This is a genomic window from Ideonella benzenivorans (assembly GCF_020387415.1).
GTDB classification, from domain to species: Bacteria; Pseudomonadota; Gammaproteobacteria; order Burkholderiales; family Burkholderiaceae_C; genus Ideonella; species Ideonella benzenivorans.
On the sequence record NZ_JAGWCB010000001.1, the window covers coordinates 83,157 to 107,642 of the forward strand.

19 protein-coding genes and 1 tRNA gene are annotated in these 24,486 nt (G+C 68.6%); 19 read left to right on the forward strand and 1 reads right to left on the reverse strand.

The genetic code is table 11. The annotated features are described in order from the left end of the window. Positions 1–60 precede the first annotated feature (60 nt). The 17 genes from KGA65_RS00345 (at position 61) to KGA65_RS00425 (ending at position 19,859) form a co-directional block, all read left to right on the forward strand. Entirely contained in the window at positions 61–504 is a 444-nt protein-coding gene (locus KGA65_RS00345; RefSeq protein ID WP_225861152.1) for an FKBP-type peptidyl-prolyl cis-trans isomerase, read from the forward strand. Position 505: 1 nt separating this feature from the next. After that, positions 506–1,495 (forward strand): 4-hydroxy-3-methylbut-2-enyl diphosphate reductase, encoded by a 990-nt coding sequence (gene ispH, locus KGA65_RS00350; RefSeq protein WP_225861153.1) that lies wholly within the window; start codon positions 506–508, stop codon positions 1,493–1,495. A 91-nt stretch (positions 1,496–1,586) separates the two neighbouring features. Continuing rightward, complete coding sequence (gene serS / locus KGA65_RS00355) at positions 1,587–2,906, forward strand: serine--tRNA ligase (protein WP_225861154.1); 1,320 nt, start codon at positions 1,587–1,589, stop codon at positions 2,904–2,906. A 16-nt stretch (positions 2,907–2,922) separates the two neighbouring features. Continuing rightward, complete coding sequence (locus KGA65_RS00360; protein ID WP_225861237.1) at positions 2,923–7,206, forward strand: DEAD/DEAH box helicase; 4,284 nt, start codon at positions 2,923–2,925, stop codon at positions 7,204–7,206. 113 nt (positions 7,207–7,319) lie between these two features. Beyond that, positions 7,320–7,410 (forward strand) — tRNA-Ser (locus tag KGA65_RS00365). Positions 7,411–7,602: 192 nt separating this feature from the next. Beyond that, positions 7,603–8,886, forward strand: coding sequence for a tyrosine-type recombinase/integrase (locus tag KGA65_RS00370; protein ID WP_225861155.1), 1,284 nt, complete (start codon positions 7,603–7,605; stop codon positions 8,884–8,886). 164 nt (positions 8,887–9,050) lie between these two features. Beyond that, on the forward strand, positions 9,051–9,626 hold the full coding sequence (locus KGA65_RS00375; protein WP_225861156.1) for a recombinase family protein: 576 nt from the start codon (positions 9,051–9,053) through the stop codon (positions 9,624–9,626). Between the two features lie 785 nt (positions 9,627–10,411). Then, positions 10,412–11,221, forward strand: a complete 810-nt coding sequence (locus KGA65_RS00380; RefSeq protein ID WP_225861157.1) for a hypothetical protein — start codon at positions 10,412–10,414, stop codon at positions 11,219–11,221. Positions 11,222–11,420: 199 nt separating this feature from the next. Further along, the gene (locus KGA65_RS00385; RefSeq protein ID WP_225861158.1) at positions 11,421–11,669 is read left to right on the forward strand and encodes a helix-turn-helix transcriptional regulator; all 249 of its coding nucleotides are present in this window, start codon (positions 11,421–11,423) and stop codon (positions 11,667–11,669) included. Positions 11,670–11,671: 2 nt separating this feature from the next. Further along, positions 11,672–13,834, forward strand: a complete 2,163-nt coding sequence (locus KGA65_RS00390) for a hypothetical protein (protein ID WP_225861159.1) — start codon at positions 11,672–11,674, stop codon at positions 13,832–13,834. Between the two features lie 4 nt (positions 13,835–13,838). After that, complete coding sequence (locus tag KGA65_RS00395) at positions 13,839–14,222, forward strand: hypothetical protein (RefSeq protein WP_225861160.1); 384 nt, start codon at positions 13,839–13,841, stop codon at positions 14,220–14,222. Positions 14,223–14,542: 320 nt separating this feature from the next. Continuing rightward, positions 14,543–14,854, forward strand: coding sequence for a hypothetical protein (locus KGA65_RS00400; protein ID WP_225861161.1), 312 nt, complete (start codon positions 14,543–14,545; stop codon positions 14,852–14,854). A 2-nt stretch (positions 14,855–14,856) separates the two neighbouring features. Beyond that, positions 14,857–15,366 (forward strand): hypothetical protein, encoded by a 510-nt coding sequence (locus tag KGA65_RS00405; protein ID WP_225861162.1) that lies wholly within the window; start codon positions 14,857–14,859, stop codon positions 15,364–15,366. Then, on the forward strand, positions 15,363–15,719 hold the full coding sequence (locus KGA65_RS00410; protein WP_225861163.1) for a hypothetical protein: 357 nt from the start codon (positions 15,363–15,365) through the stop codon (positions 15,717–15,719). The genes KGA65_RS00405 and KGA65_RS00410 overlap by 4 nt, the downstream gene beginning before the upstream one ends. After that, positions 15,716–16,231 carry a hypothetical protein gene (locus KGA65_RS00415; RefSeq protein ID WP_225861164.1) on the forward strand — a complete coding sequence of 172 codons (516 nt, stop codon included), beginning with the start codon at positions 15,716–15,718 and terminating at the stop codon, positions 16,229–16,231. The genes KGA65_RS00410 and KGA65_RS00415 overlap by 4 nt, the downstream gene beginning before the upstream one ends. 67 nt (positions 16,232–16,298) lie before the next feature. Then, a complete protein-coding gene (locus KGA65_RS00420; protein WP_225861165.1) occupies positions 16,299–16,793 on the forward strand; it encodes a hypothetical protein in 495 nt (164 codons plus the stop codon). A 36-nt stretch (positions 16,794–16,829) separates the two neighbouring features. Continuing rightward, the gene (locus KGA65_RS00425; RefSeq protein ID WP_225861166.1) at positions 16,830–19,859 is read left to right on the forward strand and encodes a DUF927 domain-containing protein; all 3,030 of its coding nucleotides are present in this window, start codon (positions 16,830–16,832) and stop codon (positions 19,857–19,859) included. Positions 19,860–20,250: 391 nt separating this feature from the next. Here the strand turns inward: KGA65_RS00425 and KGA65_RS00430 are convergent, their stop codons facing one another. Further along, positions 20,251–22,791, reverse strand: a complete 2,541-nt coding sequence (locus KGA65_RS00430) for a PAS domain-containing sensor histidine kinase (RefSeq protein ID WP_225861167.1) — start codon at positions 22,789–22,791, stop codon at positions 20,251–20,253. A 236-nt stretch (positions 22,792–23,027) separates the two neighbouring features. Between KGA65_RS00430 and KGA65_RS00435 the strand changes: the two genes are divergently transcribed. Both KGA65_RS00435 and KGA65_RS00440 read left to right on the forward strand, forming a co-directional pair. Next, positions 23,028–23,684, forward strand: a complete 657-nt coding sequence (locus KGA65_RS00435; RefSeq protein ID WP_225861168.1) for a TetR/AcrR family transcriptional regulator — start codon at positions 23,028–23,030, stop codon at positions 23,682–23,684. Positions 23,685–23,787: 103 nt separating this feature from the next. Further along, positions 23,788–24,411, forward strand: a complete 624-nt coding sequence (locus KGA65_RS00440; protein ID WP_225861169.1) for a Spy/CpxP family protein refolding chaperone — start codon at positions 23,788–23,790, stop codon at positions 24,409–24,411. The last annotated feature ends 75 nt before the right edge of the window (positions 24,412–24,486 follow it).

Consider the following 24,486-nt stretch of genomic DNA (forward strand, 5'->3'; position numbering starts at 1 on the left):
CCGGGGGCGATCCGGCCGCCCCGTAAAATCGGCGCAGACTATCAGCGCGAGCTTCACCCTGTGAATACCATCCAGCCGGGATCCTTCCTCACCTTGCACTACCGTCTGGCCGGGCCGGACGGTGCGGACGTGGTGACCACCTTCAACGACCAGCCGGCGACCCTGACGCTGGGCACGGGGCAACTGGCGCCGGCCATCGAAACCCGGCTGCTGGGGCTGGCGGAGGGCACGCGCACCAGCTTCACGCTGGCGCCGGGCGAGGCCTTTGGCGAGCGCAACCCGGAGATGATCCAGCGGGTGAGCCTGGCGCTGCTGCGCGAACATGGCGACCCGGAGGCTGAATACCAGGTGGGTGACGTGGTGGAGTTCCCGACCCCCGACGGCCAGGGCCGCTTTGCCGGGGTGGTGCGCGAGGTCGGCGCGGACAACGCGGTGTTCGACTTCAACCACCCGCTGGCGGGCCAGGCTGTGACCTTCGAGGTCCAGGTGATCGGGGTGCTCTGAGATGAGCCCCATCGCAGCCCTGAACCTTCAACCGGGTGACATCGTGCTGGCCGAGCCGCGTGGTTTTTGCGCTGGCGTGGACCGGGCCATCGAGATCGTCGAGCGCGCGCTGAAGATCCATGGCGCCCCCATCTACGTGCGCCACGAGATCGTGCACAACACCTACGTGGTCAACGATCTGAAGGCCAAGGGCGCGATCTTCATCGAGGACCTGGCCGAGGTGCCGGCCGGCGCGACGCTGGTGTTCTCGGCCCACGGCGTGCCCAAGGCGGTGGAGGACGAAGCCGCGGCGCGCGGCTTCCGTGTCTTCGACGCCACCTGCCCGCTGGTGACCAAGGTGCATGTGGAAGTGGCCAAGCTCTCCAAGGAGGGCTACCAGTTCATCATGATCGGCCACAAGGGCCACCCCGAGGTGGAAGGCACCATGGGCCAGTTGCACGAGGGCATCTTCCTGGTGGAAGACGTGGCCGATGTGGCGACCGTGCCGGTGACCCGGCCGGACAAGCTGGCGGTGGTCACCCAGACCACGCTGAGCGTGGACGACGCGGCCGAGATCCTGGCCGCGGTGAAGCTCCGTTTCCCGCTGGTGCGCGAGCCCAAGAAGCAGGACATCTGCTACGCCACGCAGAACCGGCAGGACGCGGTCAAGGTGCTGGCGCCGGCTGTGGACGTGGTGATCGTGGTGGGTAGCCCCACCAGCTCCAACAGCAACCGGCTGCGCGAACTGGCCCAGCGTCTGGGCACGCCGGCCTACATGGTCGATTCGGCGGCCGACCTGCGCACCGAATGGCTGGTCGACCGGCCCCGCGTGGGGCTGACCGCGGGGGCCTCGGCACCCGACGTGCTGGTGCAGGCCGTGATCGCCCGGCTCAAGAGCCTGGGCTCGGTGTCGGTGCGGCACATGCCGGGCGTCAAGGAGACCACCGAGTTCCCGCTGCCCAAGGGCCTAGGGGACAAGTCCATGGCCGAGTTCGTCGCGTCGCGATCCTGAGCGCTGTCGCCGCCGATCGTGACCGAGGGGCCGGCGCTGCGGTGCACGCCCCTCTGCCTACAATTTCAAGCATCTCCTGAAAGAACACACCATGCTCGACATCAGCCTGTTGCGGCGCGACCTGGACGCCGTCGTGGCCCGCCTTCAGACCCGCAAGAACCCCCAGCCCTACCTGGACGTGGACCGTTTCACCGCCCTGGAGGGCGAGCGCAAGCAACTGCAGGTGCGCACCCAGGAACTGCAGGCCAAGCGCAACACCCTGTCCAAGCAGATCGGCATGCTCAAGGGCAAGGCCGCCAAGGGGGAGGACACCGCGGCCGAAGTGGCCACGCTGATGGCCGAGGTCAACGCCATTGCCGACGAGATGACCAGCGGCGCCAGCCGTCTGGACACTCTGCAGGCCGAGATGACCGAGATGCTGCTGGGCGTGCCCAACCTGCCGCAGGCCGATGTGCCGGTGGGCCCGGACGAGACGGCCAACGTGGAAGTGCGCCGCTGGGGCACGCCGCGCGCCTTCGACTTCCCGGTCAAGGACCATGTGGACCTGGGCGCGCCGCTGGGGCTGGACTTCGAGACCGGCAGCAAGCTCAGCGGTTCGCGCTTCAGCTTCATGAAGGGTCCGGTGGCCCGGCTGCACCGCGCGCTCGCCCAGTTCATGCTGGACCTGCACACCACGCGCCACGGCTACACCGAGTGCTACACGCCCTACATCGTGCACGGCAAGACCATGCAGGGCACCGGCCAGCTGCCCAAGTTCGAGCAGGACCTGTTCCACGTCACCTCGGGCGCGGCCGAAGACGCCAGCAGCAAGTGGTACATGATCCCGACCGCCGAGGTCACGCTGACCAACACGGTGGCCGACACCATCCTGGCGGCCGATGAGCTGCCGATCAAGCTGACCGCCCACAGCCCCTGCTTCCGCTCGGAAGCCGGCTCGGCCGGCCGCGACACCCGTGGCCTGATCCGCCAGCACCAGTTCGACAAGGTCGAGATGGTGCAGATCGTCGCCCCCGAGCACAGCAACGCCGCGCTGGAGGACATGACCGGCCACGCCGAAGCCGTGCTGCAGGCGCTGGGCCTGCCCTACCGCGTGGTGCAGCTGTGCACCGGCGACATGGGCTTCGGCTCCAGCAAGACCTACGACCTGGAAGTCTGGGTGCCGGCGCAGGGCACCTACCGCGAGATCAGCTCCTGCTCGAACATGGGCGACTTCCAGGCCCGCCGCATGCAGGCCCGCTTCAAGAACGCCCAGGGCAAGACCGAGCTGGTCCACACCCTCAACGGCTCGGGTCTGGCGGTTGGCCGCACCCTGGTGGCCGTGCTGGAAAACTACCAGCAGGCCGACGGCAGCATCGCCATTCCCGAGGCGCTGCGCCCCTATCTGGGCGGCGTGGCCGTCTTGAAGGCCTGAGCCCCGCTTGTCCGACGTGGTGCCGCTGAACGCTGACGCCCACACCGCGCTGCCGCCGCTGGCGCGCGTGGTGCTGGCGGCGTTGGCACTGGGCGCCGTTCCGCGCCCGCGCACCTGGGTCTTCGAGGCCCTGGCCGAGCCGGGCCTGCGCGAACCCGACACCCGCCGCCCCACCCAGGAGCAGGTGCGCGAAGCCCTGCAGACCCTGGCCCAGGGCGGCTGGGCGGCGCAGGACCTGCGCCGCACCGGTTACTGGTCGCCCACCTCGGCGGCGCTGCCGCTGGCCTGGCGCGCCCTGCTGGACCAGGCGCGGGCCGAGACGCTGCGGGACACCCTGGCCCGCTGTGATGGCTACCCCTTGCTGGCCCTCAGCCGCTACGGCCCCAGCCAACTGCCGTCGGTGGATGCCGCGGTGGCGCGCCTGCGGCTGGAGGCCCTGACCGGCGCCGGGCTGACCGAGCTGAGCACCCTGGAGACCCGTCTGCCCTGGGGCTGCGAACGGCTGGACCAGATCCTGCCGTTGGCCGTGGGGCCGGTGCTGGTCGATGGCTTGGCCGAACTGTTGGCACCGGAGGTCTGCGCGATCGCCCTGCAAGAGGTCGTGGCCGGCTGCCTGAACCTGCTGCCACCGCCGGAGGGCCTGGACCTGGACGCCCTGGTGGCCCGGCTGCTGACGGCCTCCGGCCCGGGGGAGGCGGCCGACCTCGGGGTGCTGCGCTGGACCTATGCCGAATGGCTGTGCGCCCAGGGCCAGGCCGATGCGCTGGACCCCTGGCTGGCGCCCGCGCTGCAGCCCACCCACCGTCCGGACGACGCCGCCTTGCCGGGTCGCCAGGCCATGCGTACCGCGCTGGCGGCCGTGGCGCAGGCCCAGGCCGGGCACTGGGACGCCTGCATCAACCTGGCCGAGCAAGCCCTGGTCGAGCTGCGCAAGCTGACCGGCCGCCGCACCCGGCTGCTGCCGGCGCAGGCCGGCACCGCCTATGCCCTGGCCCTGCTGGCGCGCGGCACGCCCACCGACTGGGAGACTGCGCTCAAGTTCTGCCTGGGCGAAGGCGGCAAGCGCGAGCCCGTGCTGGACACGCCCTTCGGGTTCGTCGCCTTGGCCATCCAGATGCGCCGGGGCGACACCCGCCGCGAACCGGGGCCGTTCCGGCCTTACACCTTGGGCGGGCGGGTGCAGGTCTCTCCGCTGGACCTGTGGCGCTGGCTGATGCGCGCCTGGTTGAAGGAGGGCGTCCAGCCCGAGGCCTTGTCCCTGGCCGAGCTGGAAGCTGCCGGCCAGCTGCGCCAGCGCCTGCTGGCGGCGCGGCTGACGGTGGCGGTGGGGCAGCTGGAGGGCGCTTTGTGCGTGCTGCAGGGCGAGTCGCCACCCGCCGGCTTTTTCATCGCCGGCCCGCGCGAACACTGGCAGCAGGCCCTGGAGGCCTTGCGCGGCATCGTCGCGCCTGCACCCGCCGAGGCCGCGCCCTCGGCTGAAACCCGGCTGCGCTGGGTGCTGGAGCTGGACGCTCGCGGCGGGGTGCTGGACCTGCTGGCGATGGAGCAGCGGCATGGCGCGCGCGGCTGGGGCAAGCTCAAGGAGGTGCCGCTGTCGCGCCTGCAGCGCGGTGCGGAATCCCTGTCCCCGGCCGATGCGGCGGTGGCCCGCACCCTGCAGCAGGAGAGCTATGGCCGGACGGTGCGCTTTGATCTGCCGGCGGCCGTCGCGGCCCTGGTGGGCCACCCCTCGCTGGCACTGGCCGATGATCCCGAGCAACTGGTGGATCTGCAGGAGGCCGGGGCCGAGCTGGAGGTGCTGCGCGAGGGCGAACGGCTGCGCGTGCGCCTGTGGCCGCCCATGCAGGTGGGCAGCGACGAAGCCCAGCCCCGCTGGGGGGGCAGTGCGGCCGAGCAGAAGCAATTGGAGGCTTTGCGGCTGATCTGCGTGGTGCGGGACGGCCCCCACCGGGCCCGGCTGGTGCGGCTCACGCCGGCCCAGAAGCGCGTGGCCCAGCTGCTGGGGCCCGAGGGCTTGGACATTCCGCCGCAAGGGGCCGATCAGCTGCAGCAGGTGCTGACCGGCCTGGGCTCGCACTTCCGCATCCACAGCGACGATGCCCAGACCGCCCAGGCTGCCCGCGAGGTGCCGGCCGACGCCCGGCTGCGGGCCGAATTGGTGCCCGTGGGCGAAGGTCTGCAGCTGCGCCTGGTGGCCGCGCCGTTCGGGCCGGCCTGGGCGGCCGAAGGCCCGCGGCTGGTGCCGGGGGCGGGCCGGGCCCGGCTGGTGGCCACCCTGGGCGGTGAATCTTTGGGCGTGCAGCGGGACCTGGCGGCCGAGCGGGCCCATCTGGACACCGTGCTGCAGGCCTGCCCGCCGCTGTCCGCGGCTGCGGACGAGGCGCCGTGTGAATGGTCGCTGGACGATCCCGAACAGGCCCTGGCCGTGGTGGAGCGCCTGGGCACGCTCCACGCGCTGCAGGCCCTGGACTGGCCACAGGGCAAGGCCCTGAAGGTCGAGGGCAGTGGCCTGTCCGCGCTGACCCTGCGGGTGCACACCCGCCAGGAGTGGCTGGCGCTGGAGGGCGAGCTGGCCGTGGACGAGGAACTGGTGCTGGGCTTGCAACAGCTGCTGGCCTTGCAGAAGGGGCGCAAGAGCCGCTTCGTGCCGCTGGGGGAGGGCCGCTTTCTGGCGCTGACCCAGGAACTGCGCGAGCGGCTGGAGGCGCTGGCCACCGTGGCCGAAGCCCGCGCCGGCAAGGAGGGGCTGGCCAGCCTGCGCATTCCCAAGGTGGCCGCGCCCTGGCTGCAGCAGCTGACCCAGGACCTGGCCGTCACGGTGGACGAAGCCTTCGCCGCGCAGCTGGCCCGGCTGGACGAAGCCCGGGCCTGGGTGCCGGCGCTGCCGCGCACGCTGCAGGCCACCCTGCGGCCTTACCAGGAAGAGGGCTTCGAGTGGGCGATGCGCCTGTCCTATGCCGGCCTGGGTGCCTGCCTGGCCGACGACATGGGATTGGGCAAGACGCTGCAGGCCCTGGCCGTGCTGCTGGCCCGCGCGGGCCAGGGCGCGGCGCTGGTGGTGGCGCCCACCTCGCTGGTGGGCAACTGGCGGGCCGAGGCGCGGCGCTTTGCCCCTTCGCTGGATGTGCAGGTCTATGGCGAGCCCGGCGCCGACCGAGCGGCCCAGCGGGCGCTGGACCGGCCGGGCCAGGTGCTGCTGGTGTCCTACGCCCTGCTGCAGCCGGAGGCCGAGGCCTTTGCCGCCCGGCCCTGGGCCACGCTGGTGCTGGACGAGGCGCAGGCGATCAAGAACGCCGCCGCCAAGCGCACCCAGGCCGTGTTCGGCCTGCAGGCCGGGTTCCGGCTGGCGCTGTCGGGCACCCCGATCGAGAACCGGCTGGGCGAGCTGTGGTCGGTGATGCAGGCCTGCAACCCCGGCCTGCTGGGCACGCAGGCCCGCTTCAATGAACGTTTTGCCGGCCCCATCGAACGCCAGCGCGACAAGACCGCGCGCCGGCAGCTGAGCCGGCTGATCGCCCCCTTCATCCTGCGCCGCACCAAGGCTCAGGTGCTGGACGATCTGCCACCACGCACCGAGCTGGTTCTGAAGGTCCAGCCCGATGCGGCTGAGCAGGCGCACTACGAGGCCTTGCGGCGTGACGCCCTGGTGGCGGCCGAGCGCAGCCTGTCGGGCGATGCGCCTGGCCAGGCCCAGTTCAACATCCTGGCTGGGCTGACCCGGTTGCGCCGCGCGGCCTGTGACCCGCGGCTGGTCACGCCGTCACTGAGCCTGGTGGGGGCCAAGGTGCAGGCCTTTGGCGAGCTGGCCGCCGAGCTGGTGGCCAATGGCCACAAGGCGCTGGTGTTCAGCCAGTTCGTCGATTTCCTGACCCTGTTGAAGGGGCCGCTCGACGCGGCCGGCATCGCCTACCAGTACCTGGACGGCAGCACCCCGGCCGCCGAGCGCATGCAGCGGGTGGATGCCTTCCAGGCTGGGCAAGGCGATTTGTTCCTGATCAGCCTGAAGGCTGGCGGCTTCGGTCTGAACCTGACCGTGGCGGACTACGTGGTGATCGCCGACCCCTGGTGGAACCCGGCCGTGGAAGACCAGGCGACCGGCCGCGCCCACCGCATCGGCCAGCAGCGGCCGGTGACGGTCTACCGGCTGGTCTGTGAAGGCACGCTGGAAGAAAAGATCCTCACCCTGCACCGCGACAAGCGGGAGCTGGCCGAGATGCTGCTGGCCGGGGAGGAGGGCAGCGCCATGCCTTCGTGCGACGAACTGGTGGCGCTGATGCGCGAGGAAGCGCTGCCGGAGTGAGCCGCGACGGCGACTTCGCGATTGCTTGCCGAAAGCGAAAAGCTTGCGCTAGAATGCACAGCTTCACTCGAGGGCTTTGCAGTTTGGCAAAACCGGGTGAAAAGCCGCTTTCAGGAGAGGTGGCAGAGTGGTCGATTGTACCTGACTCGAAATCAGGCGTACGTGAATAACGTACCGAGGGTTCGAATCCCTCCCTCTCCGCCAAAGATCGTTCCGGCAAGGTCCGTCAAGGTCCACCGGGACGGCATAAAGCCCCGCCAGTCGGGGCTTTTTTGCGTCTGGACGTTCCGCCAAGGTCCGTTAAGGTTCGGCAAGAGCCGGGACTTTTTGGGGGCACATTTGGGGGCAGGGAAGGGACTATGCTGGGGGCACGCTTCATGCCCCCAGGAACAGCCCATGCCCCTGACTGACACCGAGTGCCGTGCCGCCAAGTGCCCCGAGGACCGTGCTTTCATTCGCCTAGCCGATGCCGGCGGCCTCTACCTGGAAGTCACCAGGCCGGGGCCCCGCAATCCTGGTGGCTCCAAGCTGTGGCGCTGGAAGTACCGCTTCCTCGGCAAAGAGAAGCGCCTGGCCCTGGGCCACTATCCGCAGGTCAGCCTGGCTGAGGCACGGCGCGAGCACGCCAAGGCCCGGGACACCCTGGCCCATGGCGTGGACCCTGGCGCCATGCGGCGGGAGGCCAAGGAAGCGCGCCTGCTGGCCATGGAGAACTCGTTTGAGTCGGTCGCCCGGCGCTGGTGGGAGAACTGGCGCAAGGGCGTGACCGAGCGCTACGGCAATTACGTGCTGGCCAGGCTGGAGGCGGATGCTTTCCCGGAGATCGGCGCTAAGCCGGTGGCCGACCTGAAGGCATCGGACTTCATCCGCATGGCCAAGAAGACCGAGGCACGCGGCGCCCCCGAGCTGGCCCGGCGGGTGCTGCAGTCCTCGGGGCTGGTGATGCGTTGGGCCATTGCCCACGAGTTGGCCCAGCGCAACCCAGTGACCGACGTGAAGCCGGGCGACTTCCTCCAGCCGCGGGAGGTTCGCAACTTCGCCCGGGTGGGGGCGGCGGATCTGCCGGACCTGATGCAGCGGATCAACGCCTATCAGGGGGCGGTGTTCACCCGCCTGGCCTTGAAGCTGATGGCGCTGACCTTCGTTCGCACCTCGGAGCTAATCGAGGCCCAGTGGCAGGAGTTCGACCTGGAGGCGGCCGAGTGGCTGATTCCTCCGGAGCGCACCGGTCGCAAGGGACGCAAGGGCGACCGCCGGCCGCACCTGGTGCCCTTGTCACCTCAGGCGCTGGAGGTGCTGCGCTTGCTGCAGGTGGCGCGCGGCGGGGCCGACTGCTGCACCGGGCCGGCTCGCCTGTTCCCTGGTGAGCGCGACCACGACAAGCCCATGTCCAACGGCACCATCCTGAAGGCCCTGAAGGTGATGGGCTACCAAGGGCGGCAGACCGGCCACGGCTTCCGTGGCATCGCCTCCACGGCCCTCTATGAGATGGGCTACCGGGGCGAGGTGATTGAGGCCCAGCTGTCGCACGTGGACCCGAACAAGGTGCGGGCCGCCTACAACCATGCCCAGTACCTGGAAGAGCGCCGGCAGATGATGGGCGGCTGGGCCGACTACCTGGACCAGGTGCAGCGAGGTGGCAAGGTGATCCCGTTCCGGCAGGCGCGCAGCGCGGCCTGAGTGTGCGGGGATTTTTGACCAAGGTGCCGCACGCTAGGTGCAGAAGTTCTAACTTTTGCGCCACCCACGCCAACCGCTCCAGAATTGGCTCTAAACATACTTGCAATGCATTGTGAGCTAGGATCATAATGAATACATATCAATTGAGCCAGACGGGGCACCCCATGAGCCGCATCGCCTACTACCGCGTCTCCACCACGGACCAAAGCATCGAGAGCCAGCGCAATGCGCTGGGCGGTGGGTTCGCCAAGGAGTTCAGCGACGAAGGCATCAGCGGCGCCGTGCCGGCGGCCAAGCGCCCCGGCTTTGCAGCGCTGCTGCAGTACGCCCGGGAGGGCGACACCGTGTGTGTCTACGCCGTGGACCGCCTGGGCCGTGATGCCCTGGACGTGCAGGCCACCGTGCGCGGCCTGATCGAGCGTGGCGTGACGCTGGAGGTGCGCGGCCTGGGCACCATTGCCAAGGGCGTGGGCGAGCTGGTGCTGGCCGTGCTGGCCCAGGTGGCCGACATGGAGCGCCAGCGCATCGTGGAGCGCACCGAGCAGGGCAGGGCCACCGCCCGCCAGGCGCTGGCCAGCACCGGCCTGACACATCGGGGCAAGACCTCGCTGGGCCGGCCGGCCAAGGCGGACGCTGCTGCCGTGCGCACCTGGCGCCAGGACAACCGGGCCAGCATCGCCACCACCGCGGCGCACTTCGGCCTGAGCACGGCCACCGTCAAGCGCTACTGCACCGCCTGAGGCGCAGGCACACCCTCAGCCCGGCGACCGCCGGGCTTCGTCCATCTAGCTTTGATCCAGGGCCCGCAGGGGCCCTTTGTCATTGGGCGGCCGGCTTGGCCGGTGGCGGGGAGGGGACTACGTTCGCGCTGCCCAGGGGTAGGGCTCCAGGGCAGGAACAGGCGGCGGCGTACCACGTAGGGCGGGACGGCGGGAACACCCACACCGTTCAGAGGAAAAGTGCAGGTGTGGCTAGCCTCAATGGGCGGACGACAGGCGACGGAATGACGGGACGGCACCGTGAACAGGACGGGAACGGCGGGAACAGGAGAGAGTGAGAGAGTCCTTCAGTTCAAGTCACTGCTTCAGCTTCAGCACCAGGCCCGATGGCTCGCCTGGTCGATAGGCCAGCCCTATGGCCATGCACGGCCAGGCAAGGGCAGGGGGGGAGTCAAAGTCTGCGGCCCATGGCCCGGAAACCGATCCCCCAGCCAAATTTTTGGGCGCGGGGGTTTCGGGGTGGGGGGGTACAGCGGGAATTTCAGGGGGTGGGGCGTTGTCTGGACATCGTCAGCCCGTCGCCGAACCGCTGCGGCCCTCGCCGGTCTTCCCTGGAATGCTGCGGCGAAGGGTTCACCCGTGCCGCCAACCAGCGGCGGCGAGCGAGTGCGGACGTCCGCTTTGAGGATCAGTTGATGAGCCTTAGGATGGCAGCGCACCACGCCACCGCCCGCTGATCACGGGCGGCCAGTCCGGCCCCCGCCCGGCGGCGAGGTGCACTCACCTTGCGGGGCTGTGGGGAATCCATGTCGGAACAGGTTAAACGCACAACCTCTCTCTACCTCAGGGCCGATGACTCGCCCGATGGCGCACTGGCTCGCCTGGCAGATGTGGTGCGCCACGTCATGCGCGAAAAGGGCATCCCGCTGCGGCCTGCCGCGCGCTTGATTGCCGAGCGACTTGGCGACCACTGGAAGGTGGCCACGGTACTGGCAAGCGATCAGGCCGCCAACAACGCGCCTTCGTTTTTGCATTTCATGGACAGGGACTTTGACCGCAGCTATCGAACATGGGTCGAGGAGCAGACCGAGCGCGCCGAATTTTTCGCTGCCTCGCGTGCGGACACGGCTAGGAGGCTCCCCTGTGGCCGGAGCACATTGCATCCTGTCCTATGGAAGAGTCGGCATCATCTCTTCGACTGGACCGATGAGCTAACGAGACTGCTGCCGCCAGTCATCTGGATCGCTGAAATGTGGGGAGGTAGGGCCACGCGAATTGAAGACCTCTATCTTTCATCCGCATCCACATGGTGCATCCGCGCAAGCCTGGCGGCCGAGCTGTTCGGGTACGGTGACCATCAGATGGACGCCGGCACCGGGCCCGATGAAGGCGAGCTCACTGGCGTCGATCGGGAAGTTCGGATCGTGCAGGATTACTGGACTGAGAAAGAGCGTGGAACGAAGAGCGCCAGTGGGGTGGTCGGCGAGCGCTATGGCATTTCCGGCAGGTGGGTCACATCGCTGGCGAAGAAGCACGCCGATGTGCCGGGCGGCAAGGCGGCTGCGCCAGAGACGCTGGAGCAGGCGTGGCACGCCAAGCCGCGCAAGTCGGCTTGATCTAACGGGGCCAGCACTTCCCGGGACTTCCCGCCCGCCTTCTACTCGGGCGGTCTTCACAGAGTGACAGCGGACCGCCACGTCTCACGGCGGAATCGGGAAGTTGTCGGGAAGTGCTTCCCGGCCCCATCGTTCCTTCCAAGCCCGCCGCGGTCCGAAGCGTTCCGGCGGGTTCCGTCTCAACTTGGAAGGAGCCCTCATGTCCTCTCTTGTCGCTTTGGCCTCGGTGAAGCAGGCGCCTGAAGCCGCAAACCGTGACCGTCTCATTCGCCGTCCCGAGGTGCTGCGCATCCTTGGGGTGAGCAAGACCACTTGGTATGGCATGGTGGCCCGTGGTGAAGCGCCACGCGGGTTTCGCATCAGCGCCCGTTGCGTGGGGTGGAGTGAGCGGGCCATCTATGACTTCGTGAAGCAGCGGCAGCAGGGCGCTGGGCCGAGGGAGGTCTGACCATGCCCATTGCAAAGCTGACCATCGACCTGGAAGCCCGCCTGGCCAACTTCCAGTACAACCTCGACAAGGCCGGCCACATCGCCGAACAACACGCCGCCGCTATCCAGGCTGATTGGGAGCGGATGCAGAAGACGGCCGAGTCTCTTGGCGTGGCCATTGGCAGTGCCTTCTCCTTGGGAACCATCGCGGCCTTCATCCGCAACAACGCCAACGCGGTGGACGCGCTCAATGACGTGGTGGACGCCACGGGTAGCACGGTGGAGAGCATCAGCGCCCTGGAGGCCCTGGCCCTGCGCACTGGCGATAACCTGGATCTGGTCTCCGACGTTCTGGTGAAGTTCAACGGCGTGCTGAAGGACGCGGACGGCAAGAACGGCGTGAGCCAGGCCCTGGAAGCCATCGGCTTGCACGCCGAAGAGCTGCGCCAGCTGGACCCGGCCGAGGCGCTGCGCCAGACCGCGGTAGCGCTGTCTCGCTACGCTGACGATGGCGACAAGGCCCGCCTCATCCAAGAGCTGTTCGGCAAGAGCGCCAAGGAAGCAGCCCACTTCCTGCACGACCTAGCAGATGCCGGTCAGCTGGTGGCCACAACCACGGCCGAGGAAGCTGCACGGGCCGAGGAGTTCAACAAGAAGCTGGCGCAGTTTCAGACGAACGTCACTCTCTCGGCCCGGGCCATCGTGACTGAGATGCTGCCGGCACTGAACGATTGGGCAGAGAAGCTCAACAAGGTGACGTCCGGCAAGGCCAACTTCTGGGACACCTACACCACGGAGATGGGATCTGAGGTGTCTTCTCTGAAGCTGCAGGCAGCTGTGAGCCAATTGGAGGACTTGTCTGACGCGCTGAACAAGGACCCAGGCAACAGCGCGCTGCAGAAGCGGGTAGCCGAGCTGCGGGCCGAGATCCCCGGTCTGCAACGTGAGGCCGCCCAGGCCAACGAAGCGCTGAAGCGTCTGGTGGGGCAGGACGCCCCGGCCGACTACAGCCACGAGGGACGCAACGCGCCCAAGCTGTCGCTGGCCGGTGTGACGTTTGGCGGGGCCGGTGGCGCCGGGGGCCGGACAGGCGGCGGCAAGGCCAAGACCGAGAAGCCTGACTTTGTGGGGCCGGAGATTCCCGAGAGCTACGTCCAGGCCTTGCGCGCGCTGGAGCAAACCGACTCGGTGAAGATTGAAAACCTGCGTCTGCAGCTGCAGTACCTGGCGAACCTCAAGTCCAGCGGGGACAACCGCTTGGGTATTGATGAGGCCATCCTCAACCTGGAGCAGAGTATCCAGAACCTCGACCCGGCACAGAAGCACCTGCAGGATCTGAATGCAGCCGTTGACCAGCTGCTGTACGGCAAGGCCGACAAGGTGGCTGAGCTGAATGAACAGCTGTCCATCCTGCAGGAGCGGCTGAGCAGCGGGGCGATTTCCGAAGGGCAGTTCGACCAAGCCGCCAAGTCGATCTATGGCGACATGGACCAGTTGAACCCACAGGTGAAGAAACAAGCCGACGAGTGGACCACCTTCACCGACCAGGCGCAGCGCAACATCCAGAACAGTATGAGCGGCTTCCTCTCCAAGGCGATGAAGGGCGACTTCAAGAGCATCGAGACCAGCTTCGTGGACATGCTGAACAACATGGCGGCGGAGGCCCTGGCTGCAAAGATCGGCAATGCCATCTTCGGCACAGGCGGTGTGGCTGGCGCTGGTGCAGCCGGGGCCGGTGGCTCCTGGTTGAGCAGCGCCATTGGCTGGGGCGCTTCGCTCTTCGGGGGCTTTTCCACGTCCTCGGGTGCTGCCGTGGCCAACGCGCTGCCGGGCGACTCGCTGGACAACTTCATCGGTGTGATGGGGCTTGGGCTGGCCAACGGCGGGCCTGCGCAGGCCGGTGGGATCCACCCCATCGTGGAGCGAAATGAGCCTGAGGTTCTCGGCATCGGCAACAAGAGCTACCTGCTCATGCCGCAGAAGGCAGGCCTCGTGACACCGCTGCAGCCTGCCCGCAGCAGCGGTGCCGATGGCAGCGGGGGCCGTGCGGACGTCCGCAACGGCGGCACCATCAACCTGACGCAGCACATCACCACGCCACCCGGTACCAGCCGCGCCATGCAAGAGCAGATGGCGACGCGGGCTTATGCCGCCTCGGTGCGCGCCTTCTCTCGCCACGGGTGACACCATGACATTTGACGCAACCTTTGATCCCTATTTCGACGGGACACCGGATGTGCCCGCGCCTGCGCAGGGCGCACCCCGCTACATGCACGACCTGGTGGACCGCGCCGCGGCGATCTTGCGGGCGCGCTGGCCTGCCACGGTGGGCCACTTCTCCCTGTGGGCCGATGGCGAGGAGCGGCAGTACGTCGCCCGCATGGAGTGGCCGGCCGATCAGCCGGGCCCGCGTGTCCTGGTGTTCGATGGCCGCAGCGGCAACTACGTGTGCCGCTCGCTGCCTGCGGAGGACGAGCTGACCACGCTGGATCTGTCCTTCCTGGACACCACGGCCTATCCCCACGACCTGGTGGACCTGCATCTCCACGAAGAGCGGCAGGCGGGGGGCTGAACATGCGGCACGCTGCAGCCAGCGCCAGCGCTTCCTTGCGCCTTGGCTTTGCCCTACACTGCCTGCAACCGCTGCACATGCAGTGGCCACTGGCGAAAGCCAGCGGGATTGGCGTCCCGGAAAACGAAGGCGCGCGGCCGCCTCAAGAGCGGCTTTTTCTTTGCGCGCAGCGCTCAGGCTCCAATTCCATGGCGGCCCGGGTGGGGGCACCTTCGGGTGCGCCGGTCCCTTCGTTCCGGTACGCCAACCCTGCTTTGGGCCGCCGCCCTTCATTGGCGTGGAGGGTGGCGGTTGATGACCGCAACGAAGGAGCCAACATCATGGCTGGTAATCCCCTGGGCGCCGCTGCGCCTGTCCTCACCCCTGGCGCCACGCTGCGCCCTTTCTATCGCGTCCCCGCGTCCACCCGCACCCGTCGCTTGCAAGGCGTCTGCCTGGCTGGTGACCTGCTGCTGAGCGTGTACAGCTCGCGCCAGGCCGGCGAGCCGCTGGCCGTGTCCATTGCGCTGCAGGACACCGACAGCGAGCGCATCAGCCGCATCACCGCCGCCCAGGCCCGCGCACTGGCGCAGGCTTTCGAGCAGGCCGCCGATGCGGCCGAGTCCACCACCAGCGCCAGCCGGGGGGACTGACCATGGCCATCACCAAGACACCCGGGGCAAGCGCCACCGGTGAAGCCGCTGCATTGCCTCGCCTCGCCTCGGTGCAGGCCCCGAATCCGTCTGCGCAAGGTGAACATGACATGCGCCCGAAGACTGCTTCCAGGCTGGTGGGCACCTTCGACCTGCCCAGGTTGATGGACAGCCTGCTGGACCGTGCCAGCGAAAACCTCACCGACGAGGATCTGGAGAGCCTTGAGGGCCACGCAGAGCAGGCTGAGAACCTGATGGGGCACATCGCTGCCTTCACCAATGGGCTGGCCTGCATGGTGGCGAGCGACGACCGCGACGGAAGGAGGGGCAGCGGTTCGTTCCAGACCGGTGCAGACCTGGCTGATCTGCTCTTCTGCGTGTCCGCCTTGGCGGAACAAGCGGGGGCTCTGTCCCGCGTCGCTGGCTGGGCAGATGGCCAACGATTCCTGCGAGCACATGCCGCTCGGCATGGCATTTCAACCCTGTCCAACTCTCAAGGAGAACTGCAATGAAGCGAGACATCCCCCGTGACTTGGCCGCAGCGGCAGAAGCCAAGCCGGCCCCCACTGTTCAAGCGCTGGGCAACGCCCTGCAGAACGCTGATGGCCTGGTGCAAGAGGCGGCCGACGTGGTTAGTGCCCTGGCCTATGCGCAGCGGCTCATGCTCGCTGATCCGTGGCTGCGGGCCAGGCCCCGCGTCCTGGAGAAGCATGTCGGCGTGCTGGCGCAGCTGATGGAGGACAAGGTAGCCCATCAGGTCAGCGACCTGATCAACATCGAAGCCGAAGGCCTCGGTTGCGCGTGGACCGAGGAAGGGCGGTCGGGCCGGCCCACAGTTTCGTTTCAGCAGGGGGCACGCGCATGACTGGACTGCAGGCACAGGGCCGCCTGAAGGCCTATGGCGTGAAGTTGACGGGCACCCATGAGCACGTGGCTGTCGCTGTGAATAGCGCGCCGGCCACCCTGGCTGTGCTGGACTCCGATGGGGGCATCGTGTGCCAGGGCGAGGTTGTGGCGGCCGTGGCGGCCTTGGTGAGTGTCAATGGCTACAGGCAGTTCCTGCGTGCAAAGGGCTGGGAGCGCATCGGCTCTGAGATCAAGGAGCCCGCTGCCCTGTTTGCTGTCGCGCGAATCAGCACCGTTTCCCACGAGGGTTTGCGGGTGGAGCTGCTCGATCCCTCTGGTGGTGTGAGCTCATGCCCTGGCGCGCTGGCCATCCTTGATGGAACAGGGCGAGTGATCGTGTCCGGTCAGGACGTCGCGGACGAGGTTGAGGCCGTCATGGTCAGAGGCTATCGGGACTACTTGAAAGCCGGCGGCTGGCTCAGGACCCTTTCCGCCCCGCCCGCGCAGCCTGCGCAAGACACCGAAGGCTGATCGCTGATCGACCCGGCTAACCCTGTCACGTCGAACCGTGGCCCCAAAACCTGAAGGAGAGAGAACGATGATCGGACCCATGAAAACAGGGCGCCTGCAGGCCCATGGCATCGATGTGGCGGTGTCGTTGGAGGGGCAGTTGACCCTGACAGCCCAAGGCCGGCCTGCAGAGGTGGCAGTGCTCAACGATGCCGGTGCCGTGGTGGCTCGCGGCACCGTGGTTGCCAACACGGCCGCCTTCGCCACCTTCAGAGCCTACTGGCTGTTTCTGTGCGGCAAGCCGCTGGCCGAGGGTGGCCCGCCTCCCCTGGCGCCTGTGGACGTTGTTGCCTTGCTCCAGCTCATGGAGGGTCGGCCGCCGCTGGAATCCCTGGGCGCGGTGGCCGCTCTGCCCGGGCAATGGGCCGTGCTCGGGGCCGATGACCAGGTGCTGGCATCCGGCCTCTTGGTTGCCGAGGAGCTCGAAGCTCACTTTGCCAATGCCATGCGTGCGCGGCTGATCGCGCAGGGGCCGCTGATGCCCGACCAGCCCGTGGCACCAACACCGAAGAACTACCACTGACCAGCGTCCGCAGCTGGCGGCCACCCCCCCACACCCATGTCCAACAGCAAGCCCAAAGGCGCTGCAACACCGCGCCACCCCATCACCCCCGAGCTGGTGCGCCAGGCACTGGGCCACATCCCGCCAGACGTGGACCGGGACACCTGGGCCAGGTTGGCCATGGCCATCAAGAGCGAATTCCCGGACGTCGCCGGCTTTGACCTGTGGAACGACTGGAGCGCCCAGGGCCAGGGCTATGACGAGCACGCCGCCCGGGACACCTGGCGCAGCGTCAAGGCAGGCGGCAAGGTGACCATTGGCACGCTGTTCGGCATGGCCAAGGACCGAGGCTTTAGCTTCCCGGCGGCGGGGGATGCGCGGACGTCCGCAGAACTGCAGGACGAAGCCGAGCGGGCCCGCTTGGCTGAGCAGAAGCGCCAGCAGCGCGAGGCCGAGGAGGCCGAGTACAGCCGCCGCGCCGACCAGGCCGCGCGGGATGCGGTGAAGCTGTGGGCCAGCGCCAGCGAGCAGGGCGCCAGCCCCTACCTGCAGCGCAAGGGCGTGGCAGGCCACGGCGTGCGCTACCTGGTGGACGGGACGCTGCTGGTGCCCATGCGCGACCAGGCGGGCCAGTTGCAGAACCTGCAGCGCATCGCGCCGGCCAGGCCCACGGCCGAGCAGGAAGCCCGCGGCATGCGGGAAAAGCGCTTCATGGCTGGGGGCCGCAAGACGGGCCTGTGGCACCTCATCGGCCAGGTGCAGACGCCCGCAGAGGGGCAAGCCGCACCGCCCGTGCTGCTGCTGGCCGAGGGCTACGCCACGGCCGCCAGCCTGCATGAGGCCACTGGGCATCCTGTGGCAGTGGCCTTCGACGCCGGCAACCTGGTGCACGTGGCCAAGGCGCTGCGCGCTCTTCACCCCGGGGCCCTGCTGCTGGTGTGCGGTGACGATGACCACGACACAGAGACCCGCACCGGCAAGAACCCCGGCCGAGAGAAGGCCGCCAGCGCGGCGCGGGCGGTGGCGGTGGAAGGCGCTGCACTGGCTGGCGCTGTTTTCCCGGATGGCCTGCCCGAGGGCGGCAGCGACTTCAACGACCTGGCGCAGCATGCCGGCGCGGCCGAGGTGGCCCGCCAGGTGGCTGCGGCCCTGGCGCACCCGACCGTGCCAGGGCCCCGCCGTGGCACCAGGCCGGCCGCAGGCGGCCCGAACGGGGCCGAGGATGAGGCCAGGGTGCTGGATGGCGACGCCAGCGCCACAGCCCAGGACCGGGACGATGACCAGGACGGCGAGCAGACCGAAGCCGGTGGCGGCCAGCCTGATCCCTTCGTGTTGGATGAGCGGGGTGTGTGGCACGTACCCCGCGATGCCGAAGGCAACACCAAGCGGCCGGTGTGGCTGTGTGCTCCGCTGCGCATCACCGCCCGCACCCGGGCCGACGATGCCAACGGCTGGGGCCTGCTGCTGGAGTTCGCCGACCTCGACGGCAACGCCAAGACCTGGGCCATGCCCTCGGCGCTGCTGAGCGGGGAGGGGGCCGAGTGGGCCGCCCGCCTGCGGGACATGGGCCTGGACATGGGCCATGGCACCCGGGTGCGCAACCTGGTGGGCCAGTACATCAACAGCCGGTATCCGGCCGACCGGGTGACCTGCACCGACCGCCTGGGCTGGCATGCTGGCGGGGTGTTCGTGCTGCCCACCCGGTGCATCAGCGCCAGCCCGGAGCGGCGCTACGTCTATCAAAGCGAGTCCGGCATTGATGACCAATACCGGCGGGCCGGCGAGCTGGGCGACTGGCAGCGCACCGTGGCCGCCCTGTGCGAGCACAACAGCCGGCTGGCCTTCGGGGTGTGTGCGGCCCTGGCCGGCGCGCTGCTGCAGCCCACGGGCGCCGAAAGCGGCGGCTTCCATTTCCGGGGCGGCTCCAGCCAGGGCAAGACCACCACACTGCGGGTGGCCGCCAGCGTGTGGGGCCGCCCCACCTACATGCAGACATGGCGGGCCACCTCCAACGCCATCGAGGGCACAGCCATGCAGCACTGCGACGGCGTGCTGATCCTGGACGAGATTGGCCAGGTGGACGGCCGCGAGCTGGGGGAGACGGTCTACATGCTGGGTAACGCCCAGAACAAGAACCGCAGCACAGCCAAGGGCTTCAACCGGCGCCGGCTGAGCTGGCGCATCCTGTGGCTGTCGTCAGGCGAGAAGAGCATGGCGGACCACATGGCCGAGGCTGGCAAGCGAGCCATGGCGGGCCAGGAAGTGCGGATGGTGGACATCCCGCTGGATGCTGGCGCTGGCATGGGGGGCATTGAGGAACTCCACGGCCACGAGGGCGCGGGCGACCTGGCCGAGTCGATCACCAAGGGCGCGGCGCGGGTCTACGGCAGCGCGGGCCGGGCCTGGCTGGAATGGCTGGCCCCGCGATTCGAGGGGCTGCCGCAGCTGCTGGCCCCGCAGATCGAGCGCCAGCGGGCGGCCCTGGTGCCCGAAGTGGCCAGCGAACAGGTGCGCCGCGTGGGCGGGCGCTTTGCACTGGTGGCGGTGGCGGGCGAGCTGGCCATTGAAGCCGGCATCCTGCCGTGGCCGGTGGGCCACGCGGCATGGGCGGTGCGTGAGTGCTTCAACGCCTGGCTGGCGGCCCGTGGCCACCTGGACAACGGCGAAGAGGTGGCCATGTTGCGCCAGGTGCGTGCCTTCCTGGAGACGAATGGCGAAGCGCTGTTCACCTGGCACCACCGGGGCATGGAGGACCACAAGCCCAACACCCCACTGCGCGCCGGCTTCAGGATCATGATGGGCGGCGATGGCGAGCCGATCAAAGCCGACTCGGCCACCGACTATCTGGAGCGCACCGGCAGCGCCAGCCAGGAGCGCAAGGAAGCGCTGGTGGACTACATGATTTTCCGCGAGCGGTTCCGGGAGATCTGCAAGGGCTTCGACCCCTCGGCCGTGGCCACATTGCTGCGCCAGCGCGGCCACCTGGTGCACGAGAAGGACCGGCTGATGAACAAGCGTCGCCTGCCCGGGATGGGCCTGACGGCGTACTACCACGTCAAGGCGTCGATCTTCGCCGACACCCTGTGATCTGACCCGCACGCCGGCCAGCCGGCGCCATCAGCAGGGCCCGAAAGCCGGGCCTCAAGCCCCGAAGGGGTGTTCCCGTCCAAACAGGGCGACGGGAACACCCTTTTGCATTGGCGGGAACGGAAAACTCTTTTGCTGACAGTGGGTTACTGAAGGTGTTCCCGCCGTCCCGCTGTTCCCGTCGATTCTGAAGCCAAGTCGAAATGGAAAAAGAGGAACAGGACGCAAAATACACGAAACATGGATCGGGGCACGGCTGGGGGCACGCGACTTCCTGATACCCCGGAAACCCGCGCCAATGCTGGGTTTCCAGCCTTTTTACAGCTGACTCCCTCCCGCCAAATGAGAACGCCACCGCAGCCGCGGTGGCGTTTTTCTTGGTGCGTCCGACTCAAGCCGCCAGCGGCTGACTCGGCAGTTCAAGCCAGAAGCGGCATCCTGAGCCGGCGGGGTTGTCCTCCAGGCCGATTTGGCCCTGCATGGCTTCCATCAGCCGCCGGGAGATGGCCAGCCCCATGCCATGGCCTTCGACGGGGCGGGCCTCCAGGTGCAGGCGCGAGAAGGGGCGGAACAGGCGCTCCCGGTATTCCACCGGGATGCCGGGGCCATCGTCGGTGACGGTGATGCGGATGCTCGGCGGGGTCGACCAGGTCTCCAGCAGCACCATGCCCCCCGTCCGCCCGTACTTGATGGCGTTGGACAGCAGGTTGATCAGCACCTGCTTCAGCCGGGTGCGGTCCGCAAACAGGGTGGGCGGGACGTCGCACGCCGGCTGCAGGCGGATCTGCCGCGCCTCGGCCAGCGGGCTGACCAAGCTCAGGCATTCGCGCAGCAGTTCGGGCAAGACCAGTAACTGGCGCGACACCTTGACCTGACCGGACTCGATGGCGGAGAGGTCCAGCACGTCGTTGATCAGCGCGTGCAGGTGGCGGCCCGCGGTGACGATCTCGCGCACGTACTGGCCGTGCGGCGTGGTGTTGGGCAGGTCCAGTTCCATCAGCTGGGCAAAGCCCAGGATCGCGTTGAGGGGCGTCCGGAGTTCGTGGCTGACGCGCGACAGGAACGCCGTTTTGGCCTCGTTGGCCCGCTCGGCCGCCAGCTTGGCCTCCAGCAGTTCCTCGTGGTGCCGCAGTTCCTGCGCGCAGTCCTGGAACAGGTGGTAGTAGTAACGGGCCTGGCCTTGCGGCGCGGTGATCGAGCCGGTTTCGTGCCGGATGTCGAAGGCCTGGCCATTCAGCCGCTGAGCCCGCAGCAGGCCGCTCCAGTGACCGCCATGCTGGGCCAGATGTTGCCATTGCCGGGTGGCTTCCTCGCGCTGGGCGGGGGCGATGAACTCTTCCAGTCGGCGTGACAGCAGCTGGGTCACCGGCAGGCCCAGCACCTGGCTGGCCGCTCGGTTGGCGTGCTGGATGGTTCCGCCCAGGTCCGAGATGCAGACGCCCCGGTCGGTGTGGTCGAACACCTGGGCCAGTTGGCGCACCCGTTCCTCCGCCTGGCGCAAGGGGGTCAGGTCCTGCAGGGTGCCGATCCAGCGTCGGGGTTGGTGGGGGAGGGTCTCTGCCGTGGCGGTGGCGTGCAGATGCCGCAGGGCCTGGTGGGGGGCCTGGTAGCGGAAGCTGATGGCGGCAGCGCCAGTGCGGCGCAGAGCCGCCAGGCTGCGCAGGACGGTGAACCGGTCTTCGGGCCGCACGTGCCGGTACAGCGTCGCCAGGTCTGCTGGGGTCTGGGCGTCGCTCAGCCCCAGCAGCTCGCCCAGGCCTTCGCTGCCGGCCAGACGCTGGCAGTGGGCGTCGTAGCGCCAGTGGGCCAGGCGGGCCATGCGCTGCGCTTGCAGCAGCCGCGCCTGGGTGCGGTGCAGGGCTTCGCGCTGGCGTTGGCTTTCGGTGATGTCCTCTACCAGCACCAGCCCATGGGTGGCCACCCCTTGGTCGTCATGGATGGGGCTCAGCCGCAGTTCGTACACCCGACCGGCCTCGGTGTGCACCGGAAACGGAGCGCCGTCGAGGTCGCGGGCCTGGATCTGAAGACGCAGCCGACGTCGCAGGGCCGAGCTGGCGTCGGGGGGCGCGTCGGAGGGGGCATCGTCTGCGGTCAGTTGGCGGGCGGCCTCGTTGGACCAGACCACCGGCGTGTCCGGGTGGCACAGGTCGACCACGAGCATGCCGGTGCGGCTGCCCTGGGCAGCCCGGTCCAGCAGGTGCAGACGCTCCTCGATCTCCTTGAGGGCGGTGACATCCGTGCGCACCGAGATGAACTCGACCACCGCGCCCTGGGCATCAGGCACTGGCACGATGGTGGACTTCACCCAGTAGTAGCCCCCGTCCTTGCTGCGGTTGCACAGCACCCCTTGCCAGACCTGGCCGCGCACGATCGTGCCCCACATGTCCCGGTAGAAGCTGTCGGGATGGCGCCCGGAGCGCAGCAGGCCATGGGTCCGCCCCAGCAGTTCATCCCGCCGGTAGCCGCTGATGTGGCAGAACCGGTCGTTCACCTCGGTGATCACGCCGCGGCGATCGGTCACGCTGACGATGGCATGCTCATCCAGCGCCAGGCGCTGGAGATGGGCCTCTCGCGGGGCGTCCGACGGCAAGCCGAGCGCGGGGATCGATTGCACAGGGTTGGCCAAGGGCGGTGGGGTCAACTGGGCGTGCCAGCCTTGCAGCAGGGCCAACAGCTCCTGGCGTGTGCTCTGGTGTTCCCGGGATGGGGCGGGGAGGCGCAGCCGCTCGGCATGACGCTCCAGCACCCGTCCCGCTTCGGCCCAGTGCGGTCCGCCGTGCTGGGCCATCCACTGGCCCAGGGTGAGCAGATGCGTCACCACGGTGGGGAGCCGGTCGGGGGCGGCCTGGCTCAGGGCCAGCAGGCTGATGGCGCTTTCCAGCGTGTCCAGCAGGGTGTCGGCTGGAAAGGGGGACGGCAAATCTTGTGTCATGCACCGACGCGGAACTGCTTCGCCGGGAGGTGCCCTGCCAGTTCAGCCTTCCAAGGGGTAAGGAGCTTGTCAGATCCAAGCGTACGCGTACGGCGGGTGGCCCGCCCCCCCTTGTTTGCAGGGTGTGGCGAAAACCCCAGGCCGGGTGTGCCTTCCTGCACGGAATCCGCCCTCGGGTGCGATGCTCGGCGCGATGCATCGTCCCTCCGGTTTCCTTGATCCAGTGCCTGCGCGTGATGGCTGACAACGCTTGCCCCGAGGTCGGCCCGCGCTCCCGCCGACGCTGTGGCGCGGAACGCGAGGCGCTGCGCGAGCAGATCATCGCCGCCGCCTGGGCCTTGTTTCGGGCGGGCGGGGAACCGGCCGTGTCGATGCGCACCTTGGCGCGCTGTGTCGGGCTCTCGCCGATGGCCCTGTATGCCTATTTCCCGACCAAGGCCCATTTGATGCGCCATGTCTGGGTCGGCATCCTTGATGCGGCCTGCGCCCAGGAGCGGCCTTCGGGATGGGACGAGCGGCCCGTCTGGGAGCAGATCGACGGCTGCCTGCGCGGCTTCCTGTCCTACTGGGTGGATCACCCCGATCATCTGCAGACCATCCTCACGGCGCTGCAGCAGGAGACCCGGGGGGGCGGCTTGCCGCCGTGGTTCCAGGAGCGGCTGTCCCACCTGGAGGAACTGCTCAGGCCCTTGCCAGGGCTGTCTCAGGACACTGAGCTGCAACTCGTCTGCCGCGATCTGCTGACGACCCAGGTGCTCGGGACCCAGATGTTGCTGATGGCCCGCGCGGAAGCTCCACGGGAGGTGCGCCAGCAATTCTGCGACCGCATGGCGTGCGAGATGATGGTGCCTCTGCGCCGCCTGCTGGAGCCGGGCACGGTGGTCGCGGGCTGAAGGCCTCGGGCGGTTTACCCATCTTTACGGTGCGGCCAACTCGGCCTAACGGGTCAAGGCGACGATCCCTCCATCGCGAAACCGACGAGGGAGGGATGCCGTGATGACACGTTCGAGCTTCAGTACCAAACAGATCCGGCTGGCCGCGGCAGGCCTGGCATTGGCTGTGGGGGGAAGCCTGGGCCTGGTGGCCCTGGCATCCGCCCAGGAAGATGCGCCGCCGCCGCAGGCCGGGGGGCAACCGATGCCACCTGCGCCTGCCATGGGGGAAGCCCCGTCGCCGATGGAAGGCCTGTGGCATGGTCATTTCCCGCCGGAGTTGCAGCTTACCGATGCGCAGAAAGACAAGCTGCGCCAGATTGGCGAGGCCACTCGGCGCGACCTGCAGAAGCAGCATGAGGCACGGCGTGCCGAGGCCGGCGAATGGGAAAAGCTGCTGACCGCGCCCAAGGTCGACGTAAAGGCGGCCGAGGCGCTGCGCGTCAGGATGGAGGCGGCCCATGATGTGACGAGCCGCCGTCTGCTGCAATCGACCCTGGAGGCTGCAGCGGTGTTGAGCCCGGAACAGCGGGCCCGGTTGGTGACCCAGTGGAAGGCCCGCTGCGAGGCGGATCGCCCCTTCGGCCGGCCGGGGGTGGCCGGTCCCCACGGGGGGCGCCGCGGTATGCCGCACGCGCCGATGGTTCCTGCGCCGGACCGGGCCTCCGGGCCGCAGGCCGGTCAATGAGCCGTGGTGCCGAGGAGGGGGGTACCATGCTGACGTTTCAGTCTTCCCGTCGGACGTTTGAATCGACGTCCGGCC

Bases quoted from the DNA above. Each gene is read 5' to 3' on its own strand.
- ispH (WP_225861153.1), top strand. From the start codon at position 506: ATGAGCCCCATCGCAGCCCTGAACCTTCAACCGGGTGACATCGTGCTG.
- serS (WP_225861154.1), top strand. From the start codon at position 1,587: ATGCTCGACATCAGCCTGTTGCGGCGCGACCTGGACGCCGTCGTGGCC.
- KGA65_RS00370 (WP_225861155.1), top strand. From the start codon at position 7,603: ATGCCCCTGACTGACACCGAGTGCCGTGCCGCCAAGTGCCCCGAGGAC.
- KGA65_RS00375 (WP_225861156.1), top strand. From the start codon at position 9,051: ATGAGCCGCATCGCCTACTACCGCGTCTCCACCACGGACCAAAGCATC.
- KGA65_RS00380 (WP_225861157.1), top strand. From the start codon at position 10,412: ATGTCGGAACAGGTTAAACGCACAACCTCTCTCTACCTCAGGGCCGAT.
- KGA65_RS00385 (WP_225861158.1), top strand. From the start codon at position 11,421: ATGTCCTCTCTTGTCGCTTTGGCCTCGGTGAAGCAGGCGCCTGAAGCC.
- KGA65_RS00390 (WP_225861159.1), top strand. From the start codon at position 11,672: ATGCCCATTGCAAAGCTGACCATCGACCTGGAAGCCCGCCTGGCCAAC.
- KGA65_RS00395 (WP_225861160.1), top strand. From the start codon at position 13,839: ATGACATTTGACGCAACCTTTGATCCCTATTTCGACGGGACACCGGAT.
- KGA65_RS00400 (WP_225861161.1), top strand. From the start codon at position 14,543: ATGGCTGGTAATCCCCTGGGCGCCGCTGCGCCTGTCCTCACCCCTGGC.
- KGA65_RS00405 (WP_225861162.1), top strand. From the start codon at position 14,857: ATGGCCATCACCAAGACACCCGGGGCAAGCGCCACCGGTGAAGCCGCT.
- KGA65_RS00410 (WP_225861163.1), top strand. From the start codon at position 15,363: ATGAAGCGAGACATCCCCCGTGACTTGGCCGCAGCGGCAGAAGCCAAG.
- KGA65_RS00415 (WP_225861164.1), top strand. From the start codon at position 15,716: ATGACTGGACTGCAGGCACAGGGCCGCCTGAAGGCCTATGGCGTGAAG.
- KGA65_RS00420 (WP_225861165.1), top strand. From the start codon at position 16,299: ATGATCGGACCCATGAAAACAGGGCGCCTGCAGGCCCATGGCATCGAT.
- KGA65_RS00425 (WP_225861166.1), top strand. From the start codon at position 16,830: ATGTCCAACAGCAAGCCCAAAGGCGCTGCAACACCGCGCCACCCCATC.
- KGA65_RS00430 (WP_225861167.1), bottom strand. From the start codon at position 22,791: ATGACACAAGATTTGCCGTCCCCCTTTCCAGCCGACACCCTGCTGGAC.
- KGA65_RS00435 (WP_225861168.1), top strand. From the start codon at position 23,028: ATGGCTGACAACGCTTGCCCCGAGGTCGGCCCGCGCTCCCGCCGACGC.
- KGA65_RS00440 (WP_225861169.1), top strand. From the start codon at position 23,788: ATGACACGTTCGAGCTTCAGTACCAAACAGATCCGGCTGGCCGCGGCA.